General features: G+C 63.8%; 15 protein-coding genes. 8 read left to right on the top strand and 7 right to left on the bottom strand.

The annotated features are described in order from the left end of the window. Positions 1-20 precede the first annotated feature (20 nt). Positions 21-2,666: an aminopeptidase N gene (pepN, locus tag IGX34_RS06945; protein WP_192554989.1), complete on the top strand. Its 2,646-nt coding sequence runs from the start codon at positions 21-23 to the stop codon at positions 2,664-2,666. Between the two features lie 56 nt (positions 2,667-2,722). Here the strand turns inward: pepN and IGX34_RS06940 are convergent, their stop codons facing one another. After that, positions 2,723-2,908, bottom strand: a complete 186-nt coding sequence (locus IGX34_RS06940; protein WP_192554988.1) for a hypothetical protein — start codon at positions 2,906-2,908, stop codon at positions 2,723-2,725. 545 nt (positions 2,909-3,453) lie between these two features. Here IGX34_RS06940 and mnmG point away from each other — a divergent pair. The 4 genes from mnmG (at position 3,454) to IGX34_RS06920 (ending at position 10,690) form a co-directional block, all read left to right on the top strand. After that, entirely contained in the window at positions 3,454-5,331 is a 1,878-nt protein-coding gene (gene mnmG, locus IGX34_RS06935) for a tRNA uridine-5-carboxymethylaminomethyl(34) synthesis enzyme MnmG (protein WP_192554987.1), read from the top strand. Positions 5,332-5,386: 55 nt separating this feature from the next. Next, positions 5,387-6,154, top strand: a complete 768-nt coding sequence (locus IGX34_RS06930) for an RDD family protein (RefSeq protein WP_192554986.1) — start codon at positions 5,387-5,389, stop codon at positions 6,152-6,154. 180 nt (positions 6,155-6,334) lie between these two features. Next, positions 6,335-8,665, top strand: a complete 2,331-nt coding sequence (locus IGX34_RS06925; protein ID WP_192554985.1) for a Tex family protein — start codon at positions 6,335-6,337, stop codon at positions 8,663-8,665. Between the two features lie 174 nt (positions 8,666-8,839). Next, positions 8,840-10,690, top strand: coding sequence for an autotransporter domain-containing protein (locus tag IGX34_RS06920; protein ID WP_192554984.1), 1,851 nt, complete (start codon positions 8,840-8,842; stop codon positions 10,688-10,690). A 78-nt stretch (positions 10,691-10,768) separates the two neighbouring features. Here the strand turns inward: IGX34_RS06920 and IGX34_RS06915 are convergent, their stop codons facing one another. Then, positions 10,769-11,632, bottom strand: a complete 864-nt coding sequence (locus tag IGX34_RS06915; protein WP_192554983.1) for a YbaY family lipoprotein — start codon at positions 11,630-11,632, stop codon at positions 10,769-10,771. A 390-nt stretch (positions 11,633-12,022) separates the two neighbouring features. Between IGX34_RS06915 and IGX34_RS06910 the strand changes: the two genes are divergently transcribed. Next, on the top strand, positions 12,023-12,613 hold the full coding sequence (locus IGX34_RS06910) for a helix-turn-helix domain-containing protein (RefSeq protein WP_192554982.1): 591 nt from the start codon (positions 12,023-12,025) through the stop codon (positions 12,611-12,613). 113 nt (positions 12,614-12,726) lie between these two features. Here IGX34_RS06910 and glyS read toward each other — a convergent pair whose 3' ends face one another. Both glyS and glyQ read right to left on the bottom strand, forming a co-directional pair. Beyond that, positions 12,727-14,874: a glycine--tRNA ligase subunit beta gene (glyS, locus tag IGX34_RS06905; protein ID WP_192554981.1), complete on the bottom strand. Its 2,148-nt coding sequence runs from the start codon at positions 14,872-14,874 to the stop codon at positions 12,727-12,729. Continuing rightward, entirely contained in the window at positions 14,871-15,782 is a 912-nt protein-coding gene (gene glyQ, locus IGX34_RS06900) for a glycine--tRNA ligase subunit alpha (protein ID WP_192554980.1), read from the bottom strand. The genes glyS and glyQ overlap by 4 nt, the downstream gene beginning before the upstream one ends. A gap of 99 nt (positions 15,783-15,881) precedes the next feature. On the opposite strand from glyQ, the gene tfpB reads away from it, so the two are divergent. Next, entirely contained in the window at positions 15,882-17,708 is a 1,827-nt protein-coding gene (tfpB, locus tag IGX34_RS06895; RefSeq protein ID WP_192554979.1) for a type IV pilus assembly ATPase TfpB, read from the top strand. 32 nt (positions 17,709-17,740) lie between these two features. Further along, the gene (locus IGX34_RS06890) at positions 17,741-18,472 is read left to right on the top strand and encodes a glutamine amidotransferase (protein ID WP_192554978.1); all 732 of its coding nucleotides are present in this window, start codon (positions 17,741-17,743) and stop codon (positions 18,470-18,472) included. Between the two features lie 9 nt (positions 18,473-18,481). Here the strand turns inward: IGX34_RS06890 and IGX34_RS06885 are convergent, their stop codons facing one another. From IGX34_RS06885 to IGX34_RS22035, 3 genes are all read right to left on the bottom strand, one after another. Continuing rightward, complete coding sequence (locus IGX34_RS06885) at positions 18,482-18,805, bottom strand: DUF1820 family protein (RefSeq protein WP_192554977.1); 324 nt, start codon at positions 18,803-18,805, stop codon at positions 18,482-18,484. A gap of 10 nt (positions 18,806-18,815) precedes the next feature. Then, entirely contained in the window at positions 18,816-19,499 is a 684-nt protein-coding gene (locus IGX34_RS06880) for a rhomboid family intramembrane serine protease (protein ID WP_338015427.1), read from the bottom strand. Between the two features lie 98 nt (positions 19,500-19,597). Then, positions 19,598-19,843 (bottom strand): hypothetical protein (locus IGX34_RS22035; protein ID WP_225737291.1); only part of this gene is annotated, 246 nt, incomplete at its 5' end.

Raw genomic sequence — 19,843 nt, 5'->3', positions numbered from 1 at the left:
CGCCGTTCTTCCCGTATCCCATGACTCTTGCCAACCCGCCTGCCGCCAGCGCCATCCGCCTGGACGACTACCGCCGCCCCGCCTGGACGGTGGCATCGATCGAACTCGATGTCGACCTGGGCATCGATCGCACCGAGATCACCTCGCGCCTGCACCTGCGCCGCGACCCGGCGCAGTCCTTGCCGCTGCGGCTCGATGGCGAGAACCTGGAGCTGCTGTCGATCACTCTCGACGGCCGCGCACTCGCCGATGCCGACTACCGTTACGCCGACGGCGTGCTCGAAGTGGCGGCGGTACAGGACAACAGCACGCTGGAGACCCGCGTGCGCGTGCGCCCGGCGGAGAACACGGCGCTGGAAGGGCTGTATCTTTCCGGTTCGCGCGAAACCGGCTTTCTGCTCACGCAGTGCGAAGCCGAAGGATTTCGGCACATCACCTTCTTTCCCGATCGACCGGATGTGCTGAGCCGCTACACCGTCACGCTGCGTGCCGAGCGTGCGCGCTTTCCGGTGCTGCTGGCCGGCGGCAATCCGGACGGTGCCGGCGAGCTTCCCGATGGGCGCCATTGGGCACGTTTTGTCGATCCGCACCCCAGGCCCTGCTATCTGTTTGCGCTGGTCGCCGGGCGGCTGGAGAGCATCCGCCGCGATTACCTCACCGCCGATGGGCACAACGTGCTGCTGGTGATGTGGTCCGAAGCCAACGTAATCGACCGCTGCCACTACGCGCTCGACGCACTGGAGCGCTCGATGCGCTGGGACGAGCGCAGCTACGGACGCAACTACGATCTGGACGTGTTCCATGTCGTGGCCACGCACGACTTCAACATGGGCGCGATGGAGAACAAGGGCCTCAACATCTTCAACGCGAAATATCTGCTGGCCGACCCCGACAGCAGCACCGATGAGGAATATCGTGCCGTCGAAGCAGTGGTGGCGCACGAATACTTCCACAACTGGACCGGCAATCGCGTGACCTGCCGCGACTGGTTCCAGCTGTCGCTCAAAGAAGGGCTGACGGTATTCCGCGAGCAGCAATTTTCCGCCGACATGAATTCCGCACCGCTCAAGCGCATCGAGGATGTGTCGCTGTTGCGCCGCACGCAGTTCCCGGAAGATGCCGGCCCGCTGGCGCATCCGGTGCGTCCGGCCGAGTATCGCGAGATCAACAATTTCTACACCGCTACCGTGTACGAGAAAGGCTCGGAACTGGTGCGCATGCTTGCCGGCCGCCTCGGCCAGGACGGTTTCCGCCGCGGCATGGATCTGTATTTCGAACGTCATGACGGCCACGCCGCCACGCTCGAAGATTTCCTTTCCGCCCTGGGCGATGCCAACCAGATCGACCTCAAGCCGTATCTGGCCTGGTATGCGCAGTCGGGCACGCCACGCCTGCACGCTAAAGGCAGCTACAACGCGGAACGACGCGAGTACAGCCTGACGCTGGCCCAGCTCACGCGGACCACGCCGGGACAGCCGGAGAAGCTGCCGCTGCCGATTCCGGTCAAGCTGGCATTGTTCGACCGGCACGGCCACCTGCTTCCGCTGCATCTGGACGGCCAGGCGCTGGGCAGTGAAACCGTGCTGGTGCTGGACAAGGCCGAGCAGCGCTTCGTTTTTCACAACGTACCGTCCTCGCCCGTCCCTTCCTTGCTGCGCGGATTCTCCGCGCCGGTCGTGCTGGAATGCGATTACACACCGGCCGAACTCGCGCTGCTGCTGGCGCATGATGTGGACGGTTTCAACCGCTGGGAAGCCGGCCAGCAATTGGCCATGCTGGCCTTCGACAGTCTGCAGCCAACAGGCGACGGCTCTGCGTGCAAAGCCTGGTGCGACGCGCTCGCTGCCTTGTTCGACAATCCCTCGATCGACGACGCGCTGCTCGCCGACCTGCTCACGCCGCCGGGTGAAATCGAATTCGCCGATCGCCAGAGCGAAGTCGATCCGGCGCAAATTCATGCCCAGCGCCAGCATCTGCAGCAACAGCTGGCACAGCGGCTGGGCGTCACTGCCCTGATTGCGCGCTATCACACCCTGGCGGCTCATGCCGGCCAGCAGCTCGATGCAGTCAGTCAGGCGCAGCGGCGACTGAAGCGGCGTGTGCTCGACTTGCTGGCCTTGCTCGATGCACACCAGGCGCATGCCCTGGCCGCCCGCCAATATGCAAGCGCGCACGGCATGACTGATCGTCTCGCCGCACTGGGCGTACTGGTGCGCGATCAGGCCGCGCAGGCGACGGCGGCGCTGGCGGATTTTCGCCAGCGCTACGCCGACAATCCGCTCGCGCTGGACAAATGGTTCGGCGAGCAGGCGAAGCTGCCGGGCGAGCCTACGCTGGCCGTTGTGATGCGGCTGGAAAACGAGCCGGCGTTTACGCTGAAGAATCCGAATCGCGCACGCGCCCTGCTGGGCACGTTCGCCAGCGCCAATCCCAGCGGCTTTCATCGCGCCGACGGTGCCGGCTACCGGTTCTTCGCCGAACGCCTGGCACAGCTGGATGCCATCAATCCGCAAATTGCCGCGCGCCTGGCGACCGCCTTCAACGGCTGGCAGCGACTGGAACCGGTACGCCGCGAGGCAGCGCATGCCGCCTTGGCGGCGCTGGCCGCGCGCGAAGACTTGTCACGCAACCTCAACGAAATCGTTGCTAACGTTTTGCAGCGCTGAAAACACAACGGCGACCTCCAGGAGGTCGCCGTTGTGGGGCGGTAAAGAGGTTTGGCTCAGGCGGGAAGATGATCCAGCTCGCTGAGCAGGTGGCTCATGCGCGTTTCCAGTCGCGGACGCAGCTGCTGCTGCTGGACAAGGTCGCGCTCGACCAGATGATCCATTGCCATTTCCAGGCGGCCGATCTCGATCATCAGATCGTGCCGCAGATAAACCGGTGCGAATTCGTTGCTGTTGTCCATGGCACTCCCCCGTCTTTGGCTTGCACCGGAGTGCTGCAACAGGCGTGCCATCTTGTGACGTAGATCACACAATGTTGGAGCTGCAAATTACGCTGTGACCTTTTGCGTCAGCAGCTGCCTTTTATCGGCATAAATTTGCGTTTCAGTCACTCAATGTTCACGCGTACGGGGTGATTATCCCCCTCACGCCAACGGGGGAACGGCACTGCCGTGCAGCCCCTGGAGCCACCAGTTTCTGGCGCCCGGCAATACGGTCATCCTGGATTCCCCCTGTTCCTGAGACCGCCGGGCGCCAGATCTCTCTTGAAGCAGAGATCAAAGTCACAGAAAAAACGACGGCGCCCCTAGGGGCGCCGTCTTGCTTCCTCACCCGGTACGCGAAGGGACCCCTGTCGTCCTCTCTCAGCGCGCGTGTCGCGCGGCATCTGCCCGTGAAAGTGCGATGAGTCTAGAAGCAGAAAGCATGCCAGCCCAGCGCGGGAAGTCATTGCGGCGGCACTCGCGGTACCATAAGCCATTGTCCAACCCGCATTTTGGGCCATCCGATGTTCCACCCCAGTTCCTACGATGTGATCGTGGTCGGCGGCGGCCACGCCGGCACCGAGGCTGCCCTAGCCGCGGCGCGCTGCGGCGCGCGCACACTGCTGCTCAGCCATAACATCGAGACGATCGGCCAGATGAGCTGCAACCCGGCCATCGGCGGTATCGGCAAGGGGCATCTGGTCAAGGAAATCGATGCGCTGGGCGGCGCCATGGCGCATGCGGCGGACCGCGCCGGCATCCAGTGGCGCACCCTGAACGCCTCCAAGGGGCCGGCGGTACGCGCTACGCGCTGCCAGGCCGACCGCGCTTTGTATAAGGCCGCGATCCGGCGCATGGTCGAAACCCAGCCGAATCTGGACCTGTTCCAGCAGGCGGTCGACGACTTGCTGATCGAGCACGGCCGCGTCACCGGCGTGGTGACGCAAATGGGCCTTTCCTTCCGTGCCGGGTCCATTGTGCTCACAGCGGGCACTTTTCTGGCGGGCAAGATCCACATCGGCCCGGCGCAGTACGACGGTGGCCGTGCCGGCGACCCGCCGGCCACCACCCTGGCCCAGCGCCTGCGCGAACTGCCGGTGGCGGCGGACCGGCTGAAAACCGGCACGCCCCCGCGGATCGACCTGCGCAGCATCGATTTCACCCATCTGGAAGAGCAACCCGGCGACGACCCGGCCCCGGTGTTCTCCTACTTGGGCGTGCGCGCCGAGCATCCGCGCCAGGTGAGCTGCTGGATCACCCATACCAGCGAGCGCACGCACGCGTTGATCCGCGGTGCCCTGGACCGCTCGCCGCTCTATACCGGACAGATCGAAGGCGTCGGCCCGCGCTACTGCCCCTCGATCGAGGACAAGGTGGTGCGCTTTGCCGAAAAGAGCTCGCACCAGATCTTTATCGAGCCGGAAGGGCTGGACAGCTTCGAGATCTACCCCAACGGCATCTCCACCTCGCTGCCATTCGATGTGCAGTTGGACCTGGTGCATTCGATCAGGGGCTTCGAGCGCGCCCACATTACCCGCCCGGGCTACGCCATCGAATACGACTATTTCGACCCGCGCGGCCTGCATCCGTGGCTGGAGACCAAGACCATCCCGGGCCTGTATTTCGCCGGCCAGATCAATGGCACCACCGGCTACGAAGAAGCCGCCGCGCAAGGCCTGATCGCCGGCCTGAACGCCGCGCTGGCGGTGCAAGGCAAGGCGCCCTGGTATCCGCGCCGGGACGAGGCCTATGTCGGCGTGCTGATCGACGACCTCACCAGCAACGGCACCATCGAGCCCTATCGCATGTTCACCTCGCGCGCCGAATACCGCCTGCATCTGCGCGAGGACAACGCCGACCTGCGGCTGACCGAAACCGGCCACCGTCTGGGCGTGGTGCCGCAGGCGCGGTTCGACGCGCTGCGCAGCAAGCGCGAGGCAGTCGAGCGCGAAATACAACGCCTCGGCACGCTGTGGGCCGCGCCCAACAATGCACTGGGTGCCGCGGTGGAGCGCCACCTGGGCGTGGCGGTGAGCCGCGAATCCAATGCGCTGGACCTGTTGCGCCGCCCCGAGCTGGATTACGCCAGGCTCACCTCGGTGCCCGAACTGGGGCCGGCGGTGGAGCGCGAAGACGTGGCCGCACAGGTCGAGGTGCAAACCAAGTACGCCGGCTACCTCGAGCGCCAGCGCGAGGAGATCGAACGGCAGCGCCGGCACGAGAACACCGCGATTCCGTCCAGCTTCGACTATGACAAGGTGCGCGGGCTGTCCGCCGAGGTGCTGCTGAAGCTCAAGCGCAGCCTGCCGGCGACCATCGGCCAGGCAGCGCGCATCAGCGGCGTCACGCCGGCGGCCATTTCCCTGCTGCTGGTTCATCTCAAGCGGCGCGACGCGGCCTGAGCATCATCGCTGCGGCGCATGGCATCATGCGCTCCTGCTTAGCGAGGAGCACCCCATGGAAGTGTGGATCGGTCGGCAAGGCGAACGCCACGGCCCGTATCAGGAAGAGCAAATCAAGGAATGGCTGCGCAGCGGCCAGCTCAGCCGCGAGGACCTGGGCTGGTACGACGGCCTGGCCGACTGGCAGCCGCTCTCGGTGCTGTTTCCGCTGGAAAAGCCCACGCCGCCCCCGGCCACCGAATCCATCTACGCGCCGCCATCGCCGCCACCGCAGCCCGTCAGCACCGGTCTGCTCGATTACGCCGGCTTCTGGCAGCGTTTCGGTGCATGGGTCATCGATGTGATCGTGCTGACCATCCCGTCGATGATCGCCATGTATGCACTCGGCGGCATGGACGCTTACAAACACCTGCTTGAACAGGTGCAGGCCGGCAGCGATCTGGCCAACGCGCTTCGCCAGTACGGCGAGGCCACGGAAAGCTCGCAGGTCGCCTCGCTCGTCATCACCTTTCTTTATTACGTGTTCTTCGAAGCGTCCAAATTCCAGGCCACGCCCGGCAAGCTGGCCCTGCGCCTGCGCGTCACCGACCTGCGCGGACAGCGCGTCAGCATCGCGCGCGCCGCCGCGCGCAACGTGGTGCGACTGGCGGGATTGATCTTCGGACTGATCCCGATCATCTGCTACCTCGCTGTCGCCTGGACCCAGCGCAAGCAAGGCCTGCACGATCTGATGGCCAGCACCTACGTACTTAACGGCAGCGTGCGGGAACAGCCGCCGCAACGGTCGCAGCCCGGTTCCGATCACGGCCGCTTCGACGCCTGAATCAAGCACATGAAGACGGCGCAAACCAGCGGGTTTGGCGCCGTCTTTTTTTGCCATGCTCGCGTACGCGCATATCCGGCAGGCGTTTCAGGCACTGCTTGATATGATGTTCAATCCGACTGGGCCAGTATCGCCGGCTCGCTCGCCGTAACACGAAAACCAAGGAATTTCTTCAGTCTCATGCTCAGCATCGAACAACGCATCGCCCAGGATATCGCCGCCAAGACCGAACAGGTACACGCTGCCGTGGACCTGCTCGATGGCGGCGCCACCGTGCCGTTCATCGCGCGCTACCGCAAAGAAGCCACCGGCGGCCTCGACGACACGCAGTTGCGCCTGCTGGAAGAACGCCTGCGCTATCTGCGCGAACTGGAAGAGCGACGCGAAGCGATCCTCGCCAGCATTACCGAACAAGGCAAGCTTACCGACGGACTGAAGCAGGACATCCTCACCGCCGAAACCAAGGCGCGCCTGGAAGATCTGTACTTGCCGTACAAACCCAAGCGCCGCACCAAGGCGCAGATTGCGCGCGAAGCCGGCCTGGAACCGCTGGCGCTGACTTTGCGTGAAGATCCGTCGCAAACGCCGGAAACCTGTGCCGAACCGTTTGTCGATGCCGAAAAGGGCGTAGCCGACGTGCGCGCCGCGCTGGATGGTGCACGTGCGATCCTGATGGAAAGCATTGCCGAAGATGCGCAATTGCTCGGCGAACTGCGCGACTGGCTGTGGGACAAGGGCCAGATCCGCGCAAAAGTGGTGGAAGGCAAGGAACAGGAAGGCGCGAAATTCCGCGACTACTTCGATCACATGGAAGCGATCGGCAAGATTCCCTCGCATCGTCTGCTGGCCCTGATGCGCGCGCGCAACGAAGGCGTGATCGAGCTTGAGCTGACGCCTGCGGCCGACGCCGAGCAAGGTCATGTGGAAGGCGAAGGCCGGGTGGCCGTGCATGCCAACATCATCGATCGCGGCCGCGCTGCGGATGCATGGCTGCGCGAAACGGTGCGCCTCACCTGGCGCGTGAAATTGCATCTGCATCTGACCCTGGACCTGTTTGGCCGCGTGCGCGAAGGCGCCGAAGACGAAGCCATCCGCGTGTTCGGCGACAACCTCAAGGACCTGATGCTGGCCGCACCGGCCGGCGCCAAGACGGTGATGGGGCTCGATCCGGGCATCCGCACCGGCGTGAAGGTGGCGGTGGTCGATGCCACCGGCAAACTGCTCGCCACCGATACGGTTTATCCGCATGAGCCGCGCAACCAGTGGGATCAATCGTTGGCGCGGCTGGCGGTGCTGAGCAAGCAGCATGGCGTCAACCTGATCGCGATCGGCAACGGTACTGCCTCGCGCGAAACCGACAAGCTGGCCGGCGAGCTGATCAAGAAGCACGCGGAGCTGAAGCTTTCCAAGATCGTGGTGAGCGAGGCCGGCGCGTCGGTGTATTCGGCATCCGAAACCGCCGCCAAGGAATTCCCCGATCTCGATGTGAGCCTGCGCGGCGCCGTGTCGATTGCGCGCCGCCTGCAGGATCCGCTGGCCGAGCTGGTGAAGATCGAACCCAAGGCGATCGGCGTCGGGCAATACCAGCACGACGTCAATCAGGTGAAGCTGGCGCGTGCGCTGGATGCCAAGGTCGAAGACTGCGTGAACGCCGTCGGCGTCGACGTGAACACTGCTTCCGCTGCGCTGCTTTCGCGCGTGGCCGGCCTTACGCCGAGCGTGGCCGAGAACGTGGTCAAGCACCGCGATGCCAATGGCCCGTTCGCCAATCGCAAGGCGTTGCTGAAGGTGCCGCGCCTGGGCGACAAGGCATTCGAGCAGTGCGCGGGCTTCTTGCGCGTGCCCAGCGGCGACAATCCGCTCGACACCAGCGCCGTGCATCCGGAAGCCTATCCGGTGGTGGAGCGCATCATTGCGCAGTGCGGGCGCGAAGTGAAAAGCATCATCGGCGACGCGGCTTTCCTGCGCGGCCTCAAGGCCGAGCAATACACCGACGAGCGTTTCGGCGTGCCGACGGTGCGCGACATCCTCAAGGAACTGGAAAAGCCCGGCCGCGATCCGCGCCCCGAATTCGTCGCGCCGAGTTTTGCCGAGGGCGTGGAAGATCTGAAGGATCTCAAGCCCGGCATGATCCTCGAAGGACGCGTCACCAACGTGGCTGCGTTCGGCGCCTTCGTCGATATCGGCGTGCATCAGGATGGCCTGGTACACGTTTCCGCCTTGTCGCATACCTTCGTGAAAGATCCGCGCGATGCGGTGAAGGCCGGCGATATCGTCAAGGTGAAGGTGATGGAAGTGGATCTTCCGCGCCAGCGCATCGGTCTTTCCATGCGCCTGGACGACGAGCCCGGCCAGGCCCGCGGCGGCCGTCCGGCGGCCGGCAATGACAGCCGCCCCGGTTCGCGCGATGGCCGCGGTCCGCGGCCGGGTGCCACGAACACGCCGAAGCCGGCGGCCGCACCGGCCAACAGCGCTTTTGCCGATGCGCTGTCGCGTGCGTTGAAGCGTTGAAGCTATCCCGGCCCAGGCACTGAAAGTGTCTGGGCCGCGCCGGATCGCATGGGGGATGCGCTGGCCAATTCCTACAAGTTCCTGCGACAAACCCCTTGCTTGCGCCGCAGCATGCGCTGACGTATGGCATGCATTAACGTAACTTGACTATAACAAACGCAGGAGCACTACCCCATGTTTTACCCGCGCAAGATAGCCGGCGCTGTTGCGCTGGCCCTGGGTCTTATCGGCGCCGCCCACGCCACGGGGAATCCGCATTCGACCTTCAGCAACGTCATCACGTTCGGCGACAGCCTCAGCGACGCCGGCAATCTGTCGTTGCAGGAAGTACCCGGTTTTCAGCCGCCGCAGAAGTTCACCACCAATCCCGGCAACGTGACCGTGCAGAACGTGGCGGCCGGGCTTGGCTATTCGCTGACGGCATCGCTTGCCGGCGGCAACGACTACGCCTGGGGTGGCGCGGGCATCTTCAACAACTCGCCCGGTACGCCGGCCGGTGTGCCGCTGATCACCACCCAGATCAACACTTACCTGGCCAGCCATCCCACGCTGGACAGCCATGCGCTGTACACCATGTGGGGCGGCGCCAACGATATTTTCTATGCGACCACCACGCCGGCCACCGCGCAGACGCAGATCGTCGCAGCGGCGCAGCAGGAAGTGAAATTGCTGGGCGAACTGCAGGCTGCCGGCGCCAAGAACATCCTGGTGTTCAACCTGCCCAATATCGGGCTTACGCCTGAAGCCCAGGAAGCGGGCGCATCGGCCGCTTCGTCGCTGACCACGCTCAGCGTGATCTACAACGGCCAGCTCAATGCCGGCATCGGCAAGCTGGGCATGGGCATCATCCCGGTCAATGCGTTTGCGCTGCTCAGCCAGGTGATCGCCAACCCGGGCCTTTACGGTTTCAGCAACGTCACCGTGCCGGCCTGCGGCGTCGGCTCCAGCTCGGTGCTGTGCGGCCCGGCGAATTCCGGCCTGCCCTACACCTATGCACCGGGCACCAACAACAGCTACCTGTTTGCTGACGGCGTGCATCCGACCACCGGCGCAGACAAGATGCTGGCGCAGGTTGTGCTGTCCGAACTGGCCGCGCCGCAGCAGATCTCGCTGCTGCAGGAAGCGCCGCTGGCTGCGGCCACCACGCAGACTGCCGCGGTGCGCTCGCAGATGATGGCCGACAACTTCGGCAGTCCGACCCGCGCCTTCGCCAGCATCAGCTATTCCAACCAGCAGTTCGATCAGAGCGCCGGCGCACCGAAGACCACCAGCAACAATGTCGACCTGACCGTCGGCGTCGACGTGCATGCCAACGACTACATCTCGGCCGGCGCGGCGTTCGGCATCGGCGAACACTATGCCGACGTCAGCGGCGGCGGTGGCTACGACCTGCAGGCGCTCACCGGCCTGGGCTATCTGACCTGGCATTCGGCGGGCGCTTACGCCGGTGTGTATGGCGATTTCGGCCAGGCCAGCTACACCAATATCAACCGCGTCTTCATGGTCGGCGATGACCGCACGCATGAAGCGGGCAAGACCGATGGCTCCTATCTCGGCCTGGGCCTGCACGGCGGCTACTGGTTCGACGTCGGCAGCTTCAAGACCGGCCCGTTCGCGAACATCGAATACCAGAACATCCGCATCGACGGCTATAACGAAAGCGGCAACGATGCGACGGCAATGTGGTTTGGCCGCCAGGAACGCAATGCGCTGATCAGCACGCTCGGCTGGCGCCTGCAGGGCCATTGGCAGTACAACTCGATGGATCTGTCGCCGTATGTGGAGCTGGGCTGGAACCACGACAGCCGGGCCAGCACCGACATGGTCACCGCCGGCCTCAACAGCATGAACGGCAGTTTCGAAATGGCCGGCTTTACCCCGGACAAGAATTGGGGCTCGGCCAATGTCGGCCTGACCACCCAGTTCACCTCCAACCTGTCCGGCTGGATTGCCTACAACGGCCACTTCAGCGACAACAGCCAGCGCTACAACGCCATCAACCTGGGCGTGAAGTTCGGTTTCTAAGACCGATCGCACCGGCAATAAAAAAGCCGTCCGCAATGCGGACGGCTTTTTTTATACGCATAGCTTGCTGCGAGCGGCTTACTTGCCCTTGCCGTTCGTGGCGAGCTTGAGGATGTCGCCGGACTGCTGCTGCAGGTTCGCGGCATCGCTGTCGCTCAACGCACTGGAGTTGCCGCCGGCCTCATGGGTCTTCAACACCAGCGAGCCATCGTCGCCCCAGCCGGCGGTATCCGTCGACGTCGGCTTGGCGCCCTGGCTGGCCTTCTTCTGCTGCTGCACCACCCACGGCTTGCCATCCTTGTAGGCGTAGTCGGTGCTGGTAAAGCCCTTGTCGCCGTAGTCCACCAGCTCGCGGATGAACTTCACTTCGGTGCCGTCGCGGAACACCTGCCAGGCGCGCGATGCATTCGGGTCCAGCTTGGTGCCGGTCGAACGCTTCATGCCGCCGATCTGCTTCTGCAGCCCCTGGAAGGAGGCCAGCAGCTTCTCGGCCGGCGTCTGCTCCGGAGCCAGCTCGATCGCAACATTGGCGGTCGGGTTGCCCTTGGTCAGCACGGGTGCCTGGATCGGCATGCTGTAGTGGCGATCACCGTCGGTCAGCTCGACCTGCACGATGTAAAGATCGTTCGGCGCGACATTCGCCGGGGTGAAATCCAGCTGGAACTGCAGCGGGAAGGTGGTAGCCGGGGCTACGGTCTTGGTCGCCAGCGGCGCGGAGCCTTGCGCAGTGACGTCGACCAGGCTGATCACCAGTTTGTCCTGATTGGACGGGCTGATGCCGCCGCGCAGGGTAATGGTGCCCGAAACACTATTGTTGGCAGCCGCAGCCTGCGCCGCCGGCGCCTGGCCATCCGTGTCAGCCGACGACGGGTTCGAAGAATTACTGCAGCCGGCCAGTGCAACCGCTGCCACTGTCATCAGCGACCAAACAACGCTGCGCATGGAGTTGAAACCTCAGGTGTGGATCGAATCGGACGAACTGCCTGCATACGCATGCGCAGCGGACATTCGCGGGGGAGCCTCAGAGGATAGCCCAAAGTCGGAGGGTGTAAAAGTCAATGAGACCGGACCTCCATACGCATACGTATGTATTTATTGGAGTTTATGCTTCCGCAGTTTCTTGCCCCGATTGCGCGGCTACGTGTCAACCCGCCCCGCCGTGATGCGTTTATGCGGCAGGGTAGATACGGAACAGCATTTTTCGTACTTTCTTGCGAAAATAGCCCCGGAAGTGCCCCGGCCGCCCCTCTTTAATACTTGCTACACAGGTACGTGCAAGGCATTCCAGTAAGAATCTGCCAGCAGGCGCCCTGATTACTGCGGAAATTTGCGATGAATCTGCCTCCCAACACCAATCTCGAATCCTCCTCGACGTTTGCCGATCGCATCAAATTGCTGATCCAGCGCGTCGGCAGTGTCACGGAAATCGCGCGCATGTGCGGTTTTTCGGAAGGCGTAGTGCGCAGCTGGCGCGACGGCAACACCGATCCGTCACGCGCTCGCTGCGTCACCCTGGCACGTACGCTCGGTATTTCCCTGGTCTGGCTGGTGGCCGGCGAAGGCTCGATGCAGATCGATCCCAACACGCTGCTGCCGGACGACAACACCGCCAACACCACCGAAACCATCACCCCGCAGCGTCACCGTTCCAAGCTGCGCATCGCTGCCGATACGCTGGAATCCAGCGGCGCGGGCATCGTGGATGCACAGCGGCTCAATACGGCGCTGCATATCCTGCAATCGGAACTGGATCTGGCCGACAGCCGCCTCACGCTGGCGGAGAATTCCGACATGCTGGCCGAGCTGTACGACATCCTCGGCCCGGGCGGCACGGATGTGGATGCCGGCGCGATGGTCGCCTTCAATCATCGCCTCGCCGAGCGCCTGAAGAACAGCCGCACGCCGGCCCGCTTGCCGGCCTGAGCCATTCGCTGATTGGCTCGTAAAAATGGCGGCCTGAGGCCGCCATTTTTTATGCCCGCGCCATCGGGGCGACGCGCTTGCAGATGTCGCAAGACGATCTGCCACCGTCACCGCTAGAGGCGTGCAATATCCGCAATCGCGGTGAATTGCGCCTTCAGCCGACCAAGCAGGGCGAGCCGGTTGGCACGCACCGCCGGATTGTCGGCATTTACCAGCACCTTGTCGAAGAAGGCGTCGACCGGCGCCTGCAACTGCGCCAGACGTGCGAGCACCGCGGTGTAGTCGCGACGCTGGAGCGCACCGGCGGTGTCTGTCTGTGCGGCTTCCAGCGCCTGGGCCAGTGCACGTTCTGCATCGGCCTCGAAATGCGCAGGATCGACCTGGCTGCCGATGCTCTGCGCACCGTGCTCTTCCTGCTGCTTGCGCAGGATGTTGGCCACGCGCTTGTTGGCACCGGCCAGGCTGGCGGCTTCCGGCTGGCGCCCGAACTCGACCACGGCACGCAGGCGCTGGTCGAAATCCACCAGACTGACTGGCGCCACGGCCAGCACCGCTTCGTATTGTTCGGTGGTGAAGCCCTGCTCAGCGTAATAACCGCGCAGACGCTCCAGCACGAAATCGGTGAGCTCGGCGCCCAGCGCAGCACGACGCTGGCCCGGATCCAGCGCCGGCACTTTGCCGTCCTTGCCCGGCTTGATACCTGCCGCAAGCGCAGCTTCCGGCAGCAATTCAAGCGCCTCGGCAAACAACGCCTGGTGATCGATATCGAGCTGACCTTCGATCAGCGTGCGCGCCAGACCCAATGCGGCGCGGCGCAGTGCGAACGGATCCTTGTTGCCGCTCGGCTTCAGACCTACCGCAAAAATGCCGGCCAGCGTATCCACCCGCTCCGCCACCGCCAATACCTGGCCCACCTTGCCCGCAGCAATGCTGTCGCCGGCAAAGCGCGGCTGGTAGACGCTGTCCAGCGCGCTCGCCACTTCAGCGGACTCGTTGTCGTGTTGCGCGTAATAGCGGCCCATCACGCCTTGCAGCTCGGGGAATTCGCCCACCATGCGGGTGAGCAGATCGCACTTGGCCAGGCTCGCGGCGCGCGTGGCCTGGCCGGCGTCGACGCCCACGCGATTGGCCGTGACGCGGGCCAGTTCGGCCACGCGTACGCTCTTGTCCCACAAGCTGCCGAGCGCCTGTTGGTAAGTGACCTGCTTGAGCGCTTCCTGATAACCGGCGAGCGGCGTTTTCAGATCTTCGTCCCAGAAGAATTTCGCATCGGCGAAACGCGGGCGGATCACCCGCTCATAGCCCTTGCGGATCTCGTTGGGCTGCTTGCTGTCGATATTGGCGATACCGATGAAATGTTCGGTCAACGCGCCTTGCGCGTCGAACACTGGCACGAACTTCTGGTTCGCTTCCATCGTGGTTACCAGAGCTTCCGGCGGCACGCTGAGAAACTCGCGCTCGAACGTGCAGGCGATGGCCACCGGCCATTCCGTGAGATTGGCGATTTCGTCCAGCAGTGCGTCATCCAGGCGCGGCGTGCCGCCTGTCTGCTGCGCCGCCCGCGCAACTTCCTCGCGGATGCGCTGGCGGCGTTCGGTCGGATCGGCCAGCACCTTGGCCATGCGCATCGCATCCAGCCAGCTGTCGGCATCCGCCACATGCACCGGTTGCGGATGCATGAAGCGATGACCGCGCGACTGACGGCCGCTGCGCAAGCCAAGCACTTCGCCATCGACGATGTTCGAGCCATGCAGGATCACCAGCCAGTGCACCGGCCGCACGAAGGTGTAATCGTGATCGGCCCAGCGCATGGGCTTGGGGATAGGCAAACCCTTGAGTGCTTCCTCGACAATCTCGGGCAGCAGCGCGGCAACCGGCTGTCCCGGCTTGACCGCGCGGAACACGAACCACGCGCCCTTGTCGGTTTCCAGCTTTTCCAGCTGCTCCACGCCGACGCCGCAGGACTGCGCAAAACCAAGCAGCGCCTTGCCCGGATTGCCATCGGCATCCATCGCCGCGTTGACGGCGGGACCGCGGCGCTCCATCACCTGCTCGGGCTGCGCAAGCGCCACTTCGGGGATATGGACGGCCAAACGGCGCGGCGTGGCGTAGAGCGTGGCCTGATCCAGCAATGCGGCAACACCACGCTTGCCCAGGCCGTCGCAGATACCGCGCAAGAACGACGCACCCAGCTCATCGAGCGCCTTCGGCGGCAGTTCCTCGGTGCCCAGTTCAACCAGTAATGACTTGGCGGCGCTCATGCAGCCTGCTCCTTGTTGTGACGCTTCAGGCCCGGGAAGCCGAGTTTTTCGCGCTGTGCCACATAGGCTTCGGCCACGCCGCGCGACAGTGTGCGCACGCGCAGGATGTAACGCTGCCGCTCGGTGACGCTGATGGCGCGCCGCGCATCGAGCAGGTTGAAGGTGTGGCTGGCTTTCATCACCTGCTCATAGGCCGGCAAAGGCAGGCCCGCGGCAATCAGCTTGTTGGCTTCGCTTTCGCACACATCGAACCAGCGCAGCAGCTCGGCCACGTTGGCATGCTCGAAGTTGTAGGTGCTCTGTTCCACTTCGTTCTGGTGGAACACATCGCCGTAGGTGACCGTGCCGTGCGGGCTCTGGGTCCAGACCAGGTCGTAGATGTTGTCCACGTTCTGCAGGTACATCGTCAGGCGTTCCAGGCCGTAGGTGATCTCGCCCGTCACCGGCCTGCACTCCAGGCCGCCGGCCTGCTGGAAGTAGGTGAACTGGGTGACTTCCATGCCGTTGAGCCAGACCTCCCAGCCCAGCCCCCAGGCACCCAGGGTGGGCGATTCCCAGTTGTCTTCCACGAAGCGCAGGTCATGCACCTGCGGATCCAGGCCCAGTTCCTTGAGCGAGCCGATGTACAGCTCCAGGATGTTGTCCGGGTTGGGCTTCATCACCACCTGGTACTGGTAGTAATGCTGCAGTCGGTTGGGATTGTCGCCGTAGCGGCCGTCGGTGGGACGGCGCGAGGGCTGCACGTAGGCGGCCGCCCAGGGCTCCGGGCCCAGCGCGCGCAGGAACGTAGCGGGATGGAAGGTGCCCGCGCCAACCTCGGTATCGAGCGGCTGCAGCAGCACGCAACCCTGCTGCGCCCAATAGCGGTTGAGGGTCTGGATCACATCCTGGAAGGTAGGTGCGGGCATTGCTTTCCTAACCTAAGTAGAAAGCGGGTTAGTATAGCCGCAGCGCATCATTTCGCTGTTTTCCCGGGCGATCGATGCTCATTCGGGGGAACCGTACAGATGGCCGCACCTCAACAAATCGCCTCCATGCTCGGCCGCCGCGGCCGCCTGGCCCTGGACGATGTCCTGGCCGCCCTGGTGGTGGACGGCCACCTTTCCGCCGACGACGCCAAGCAGCTGCGCCTGGGCAACCGCGCAGGGCGCAGCACGATCGAACTGAATCCGCTGGTGATCATCGCCAACGCCAAGCTCACCAATCAGCGCGATCCGGGCCGCCCGCTCAGCCTGGAAGGCCTGACCGAGTGGCTGGCCGGACAGGCCGGCCTGCCGTACCTGAAAATCGACCCGATGAAGATCAACGTGGCGATGGTCACCCAGGTGGTCAGCCACGCCTATGCCCAGCGCCATCGCATCCTGCCGGTGGCCGCGTCTGCCGGTGAGGTGACCTTCGCCACCGCCGAGCCCTTCGACAACAGCTGGGCCAAGGATCTGTCGCACATGCTGCGGCGGGATGTGCACCGGGTGGTGTCCAGTCCGATCGACATCAATCGCTATCTGCAGGAGTTTTACGGCGTCCAGCGTTCGATCCAACTGGCCAAGGACGCCAAGAATCAGGCCGGCGGCTATGACACAAGCACCCTGCTCAACTTCGAACAGTTGCTGGAGCTGGGCAAGGCCGGCGAGGTGGGTGCCGACGACCGGCATGTTGTGCACATCGTCGACTGGCTGCTGCAGTACGCGTTCGAGCAGCGCGCGTCGGATATCCATCTGGAACCGCGCCGCGATGCAGGCCTGATGCGTTTCCGTATCGACGGCATGATGCACAAGGTGTTCGAGCTGCCGCCCCCGGTGATGACGGCCGTGACGTCACGCATCAAGATCCTCTCGCGCATGGACGTGGCTGAAAAACGCCGCCCGCAGGATGGCCGCATCAAGACCCGCGCCACCTCCGGCCGTGAAGTGGAACTGCGTATCTCCAGCATGCCCACCGCGTTCGGCGAGAAGCTGGTGATGCGTATCTTCGATCCTGAAATCGTCGCCAAGGATTTTTCGCAGCTGGGCTTTTCGCCGTCGGAAGATGCCTTGTGGCGCGGCCTGGTGGAACGGCCGCACGGCATTGTGCTGGTTACCGGCCCGACCGGTTCGGGCAAGACCACCACGCTGTACTCCACGCTCAAGCACCTGGCCACGCCGGACATCAACGTGTGCACGGTGGAAGACCCGATCGAAATGGTCTCCCCCGAGTTCAACCAGATGCAGGTGCAGACGTCGATCGATCTGGATTTCGCTGCCGGCGTGCGCACGCTGCTGCGCCAGGATCCGGACATCATCATGATCGGCGAAATCCGCGACCTGGAAACGGCACAGATGGCGGTGCAGGCCTCGCTGACCGGACACCTGGTGCTGTCCACCCTGCATACCAACGACGCGCCCAGCGCGGTAACCCGCATGCTCGACCTGGGCGTGCCGCACTATCTGATCCAATCGACCCTGAGCGGCGTCGTTGCGCAGCGACTGGTGCGCACCTTGTGTCCGCACTGCAAGCTCGAAACGCAGCAGGATCCGCACGAATGGGCGGTGCTTACCCATGGCTGGTCGATGCCGTTGCCTGAGCGCGTATTCCGGCCGGCCGGCTGCCTGGAATGCCGCAACACCGGCTTTCTCGGCCGCACCGGCATCTATGAAATGATGCAGCTGAGTCCGCGTCTGCGCGGGATCATCAGTGCGCAGCTGGACCTGATCCGCTTCGGTCAGGCTGCATTGGCCGAAGGTATGCGTCCATTGCGCATCTCCGCTGCCGATCAGGTGGCACGCGGCGTGACTACGGTGCAGGAAGTTCTTACCGTATTGCCGCCGGTGGAGCATATTGAAGACTCTCCACCATGAAACATGATGCCGTTTGATTTGCCAGTTGCTCCATGAAACCCATTCTGATCATTCGTACCGGCCAAGCGCCCGACAACATCCGAGCTCGCCACGGTGATTTTCCGCACTGGTTCCGGCTTGCTGCGCAGCTCGAACCAGAACAGGTACAGGTGATCAACGTTGCCGCTGGCGAAAGCCTGCCGCCGCCCGCCGAAGTGGCCGGCGCGATGATCACCGGCTCGGCCGCGATGGTGACCGAATGCGCCGCCTGGAGCGAAAACACGGCCGGCTGGATTCGCAATGCGATGGATGCCGATCTCCCTCTGCTCGGCGTCTGCTATGGCCATCAATTGATGGCCCACGCCCTGGGCGGACGCGTCGACTATCTGCCTGGCGGCCGCGAGATTGGCACGGTTCCGATCGAACTGCTGCCGGCAGCGGCGCAGGATTCGTTGACCGCACACATGCAGGAAACCAGCTTCCGCGCCCATGCCACGCATGAGCAGAGCGTGCTGGAGATTCCGAAGGGTACGCAGATATTGGCTCGTTCCGAACGCGATCCGCATCATCTGCTTCGTTACGGACGCAACGCGGTGAGCACGCAATTCCATCCGGAATTCAATGCCGACATCATGCGCGCCTACATTCGGCGCAAGCACCACGATATGCGGCGCGAAGGTTTCGATCCGCAGCGCGCGTTCCAGCAGGTCGCGGCAACCCCGATGGCGCGGCGCTTGATGAAGCTGTTTTCACGGCATCACGGCCTGCTGCGCGGGCCGCGCTGAGACAAGACGTCAGCGGGAGCGTGGCGGCATCGGAAACGGCGTGACCTTCTGTCCATCTGCCGCATCGCGAATCGACAGCGCGCCCTTGCGCTCAACTTCTTCCACACGCACGATCGCCTGCATCGGCAGGTGAAGCACGCGCGTGTCCTTGAACTCCTCGCGCAGGCGTTCTTCGGTGGGATCCACCACCAGACCTTCCCCGGCAGGCTCGAACACCAGCTCGCCGACCTCGGTAAATCCCCACAATCCGCTGGACGCCACATGCTGAGCGTAGAGCTCATAGCATTTGCCCAGGTGCAGGAAGGTGACTTTGTAGAGTTTCTTGTTCCGCATGGTCATCATTTTATCGGCGCATGCGCCGCATGATCGCGCCGCGCGACATCAGCGCAAATATCACGCCGAATAGAAAGCCGGCCAAGTGCGTCCACCAGGCATAGCCGCCATAGCTCGGTCCGACGTAGCTGAAGAGCAACTGCAGCAGGGCCCAGATGCCGATCAGAAGAAAGGCCGGCACGCGCACAAATTCCAGATAAAAGCCCAGCGGCAGCACCAGACCCAATCGCGCTCGCGGGAACAGCGACACGTAGGCGCCCAACACCGCAGAAACGGCGCCGCTGCAGCCGATGATCGGCCGCGCTTCGCTGGCCAGTGACACCGCGCCGGCAAAGTTGGCCACGACGCCACCCAGCAGAAACAGCACCAGAAAACGTACGGAGCCCAGCGCACGCTCTGCCGGCACGCCAAAAATCATCAAGAACAGCAGATTGCTCAGCAGATGCAGCCACGCCACGTGGATAAACAACGCCGTGACCAGGCGCAGCAAAGCCGGATCCCGCAGCTGCTGCCAGATCGGCTGATGTGCATCGAAGATATTGGCCGGAACGGTGCCCCACTCCAGCAAGAACGTATTGCGCCGCGGCGCCGGCATCAGCGCGAGCACGACAAAGGTGAATACGCAGAGGGTGATCAGCAATGCCGCCGCCCAATGCAGGCGCGGTTGTCGTCGGGTTTCTACGTTGACGAACACGGCTGTTCTCCACGGCAAATGCGTCGATGGGGCTGATCCGATGACGCATCATCGGCGATAAGCGATGCCGGATTCCGTTGGCTGTGCATTCCAGTCGTTCAGTGCCATGCATCGTATCGCAATTGGCGCGTTGATCTGGTGCCGCCGTCCTGCTGCTGCGCGGCGGGAGTTTTCAGGATAGGGCTACGTGCGGTGACCTGTTGCGGTTGCGCCGAGGCGCATAAAGCAAAAACCCTCACCGAAAACGGTGAGGGTTTTTTAGGATAAAGCCCCTGGCGGTGACCTACTCTTGCATGGAAGTCCACACTACCATCGGCGCAGCTGCGTTTCACTTCCGAGTTCGG

It is taken from the genome of Dyella acidiphila, from assembly GCF_014863405.1.
GTDB lineage: Bacteria > Pseudomonadota > Gammaproteobacteria > Xanthomonadales > Rhodanobacteraceae > Dyella_B > Dyella_B acidiphila.
The sequence above is the reverse complement of the archived record's forward strand: the minus strand, read 5'-3'. Positions and strand labels throughout refer to the sequence as shown.

Bases quoted from the DNA above. Each gene is read 5' to 3' on its own strand.
- IGX34_RS06910 (WP_192554982.1), top strand. From the start codon at position 12,023: ATGAATCTGCCTCCCAACACCAATCTCGAATCCTCCTCGACGTTTGCC.
- IGX34_RS06915 (WP_192554983.1), bottom strand. From the start codon at position 11,632: ATGCGCAGCGTTGTTTGGTCGCTGATGACAGTGGCAGCGGTTGCACTG.
- mnmG (WP_192554987.1), top strand. From the start codon at position 3,454: ATGTTCCACCCCAGTTCCTACGATGTGATCGTGGTCGGCGGCGGCCAC.
- glyS (WP_192554981.1), bottom strand. From the start codon at position 14,874: ATGAGCGCCGCCAAGTCATTACTGGTTGAACTGGGCACCGAGGAACTG.
- pepN (WP_192554989.1), top strand. From the start codon at position 21: ATGACTCTTGCCAACCCGCCTGCCGCCAGCGCCATCCGCCTGGACGAC.
- IGX34_RS06940 (WP_192554988.1), bottom strand. From the start codon at position 2,908: ATGGACAACAGCAACGAATTCGCACCGGTTTATCTGCGGCACGATCTG.
- IGX34_RS06885 (WP_192554977.1), bottom strand. From the start codon at position 18,805: ATGCGGAACAAGAAACTCTACAAAGTCACCTTCCTGCACCTGGGCAAA.
- IGX34_RS06930 (WP_192554986.1), top strand. From the start codon at position 5,387: ATGGAAGTGTGGATCGGTCGGCAAGGCGAACGCCACGGCCCGTATCAG.
- IGX34_RS06890 (WP_192554978.1), top strand. From the start codon at position 17,741: ATGAAACCCATTCTGATCATTCGTACCGGCCAAGCGCCCGACAACATC.
- IGX34_RS06920 (WP_192554984.1), top strand. From the start codon at position 8,840: ATGTTTTACCCGCGCAAGATAGCCGGCGCTGTTGCGCTGGCCCTGGGT.
- IGX34_RS06925 (WP_192554985.1), top strand. From the start codon at position 6,335: ATGCTCAGCATCGAACAACGCATCGCCCAGGATATCGCCGCCAAGACC.
- glyQ (WP_192554980.1), bottom strand. From the start codon at position 15,782: ATGCCCGCACCTACCTTCCAGGATGTGATCCAGACCCTCAACCGCTAT.
- tfpB (WP_192554979.1), top strand. From the start codon at position 15,882: ATGGCCGCACCTCAACAAATCGCCTCCATGCTCGGCCGCCGCGGCCGC.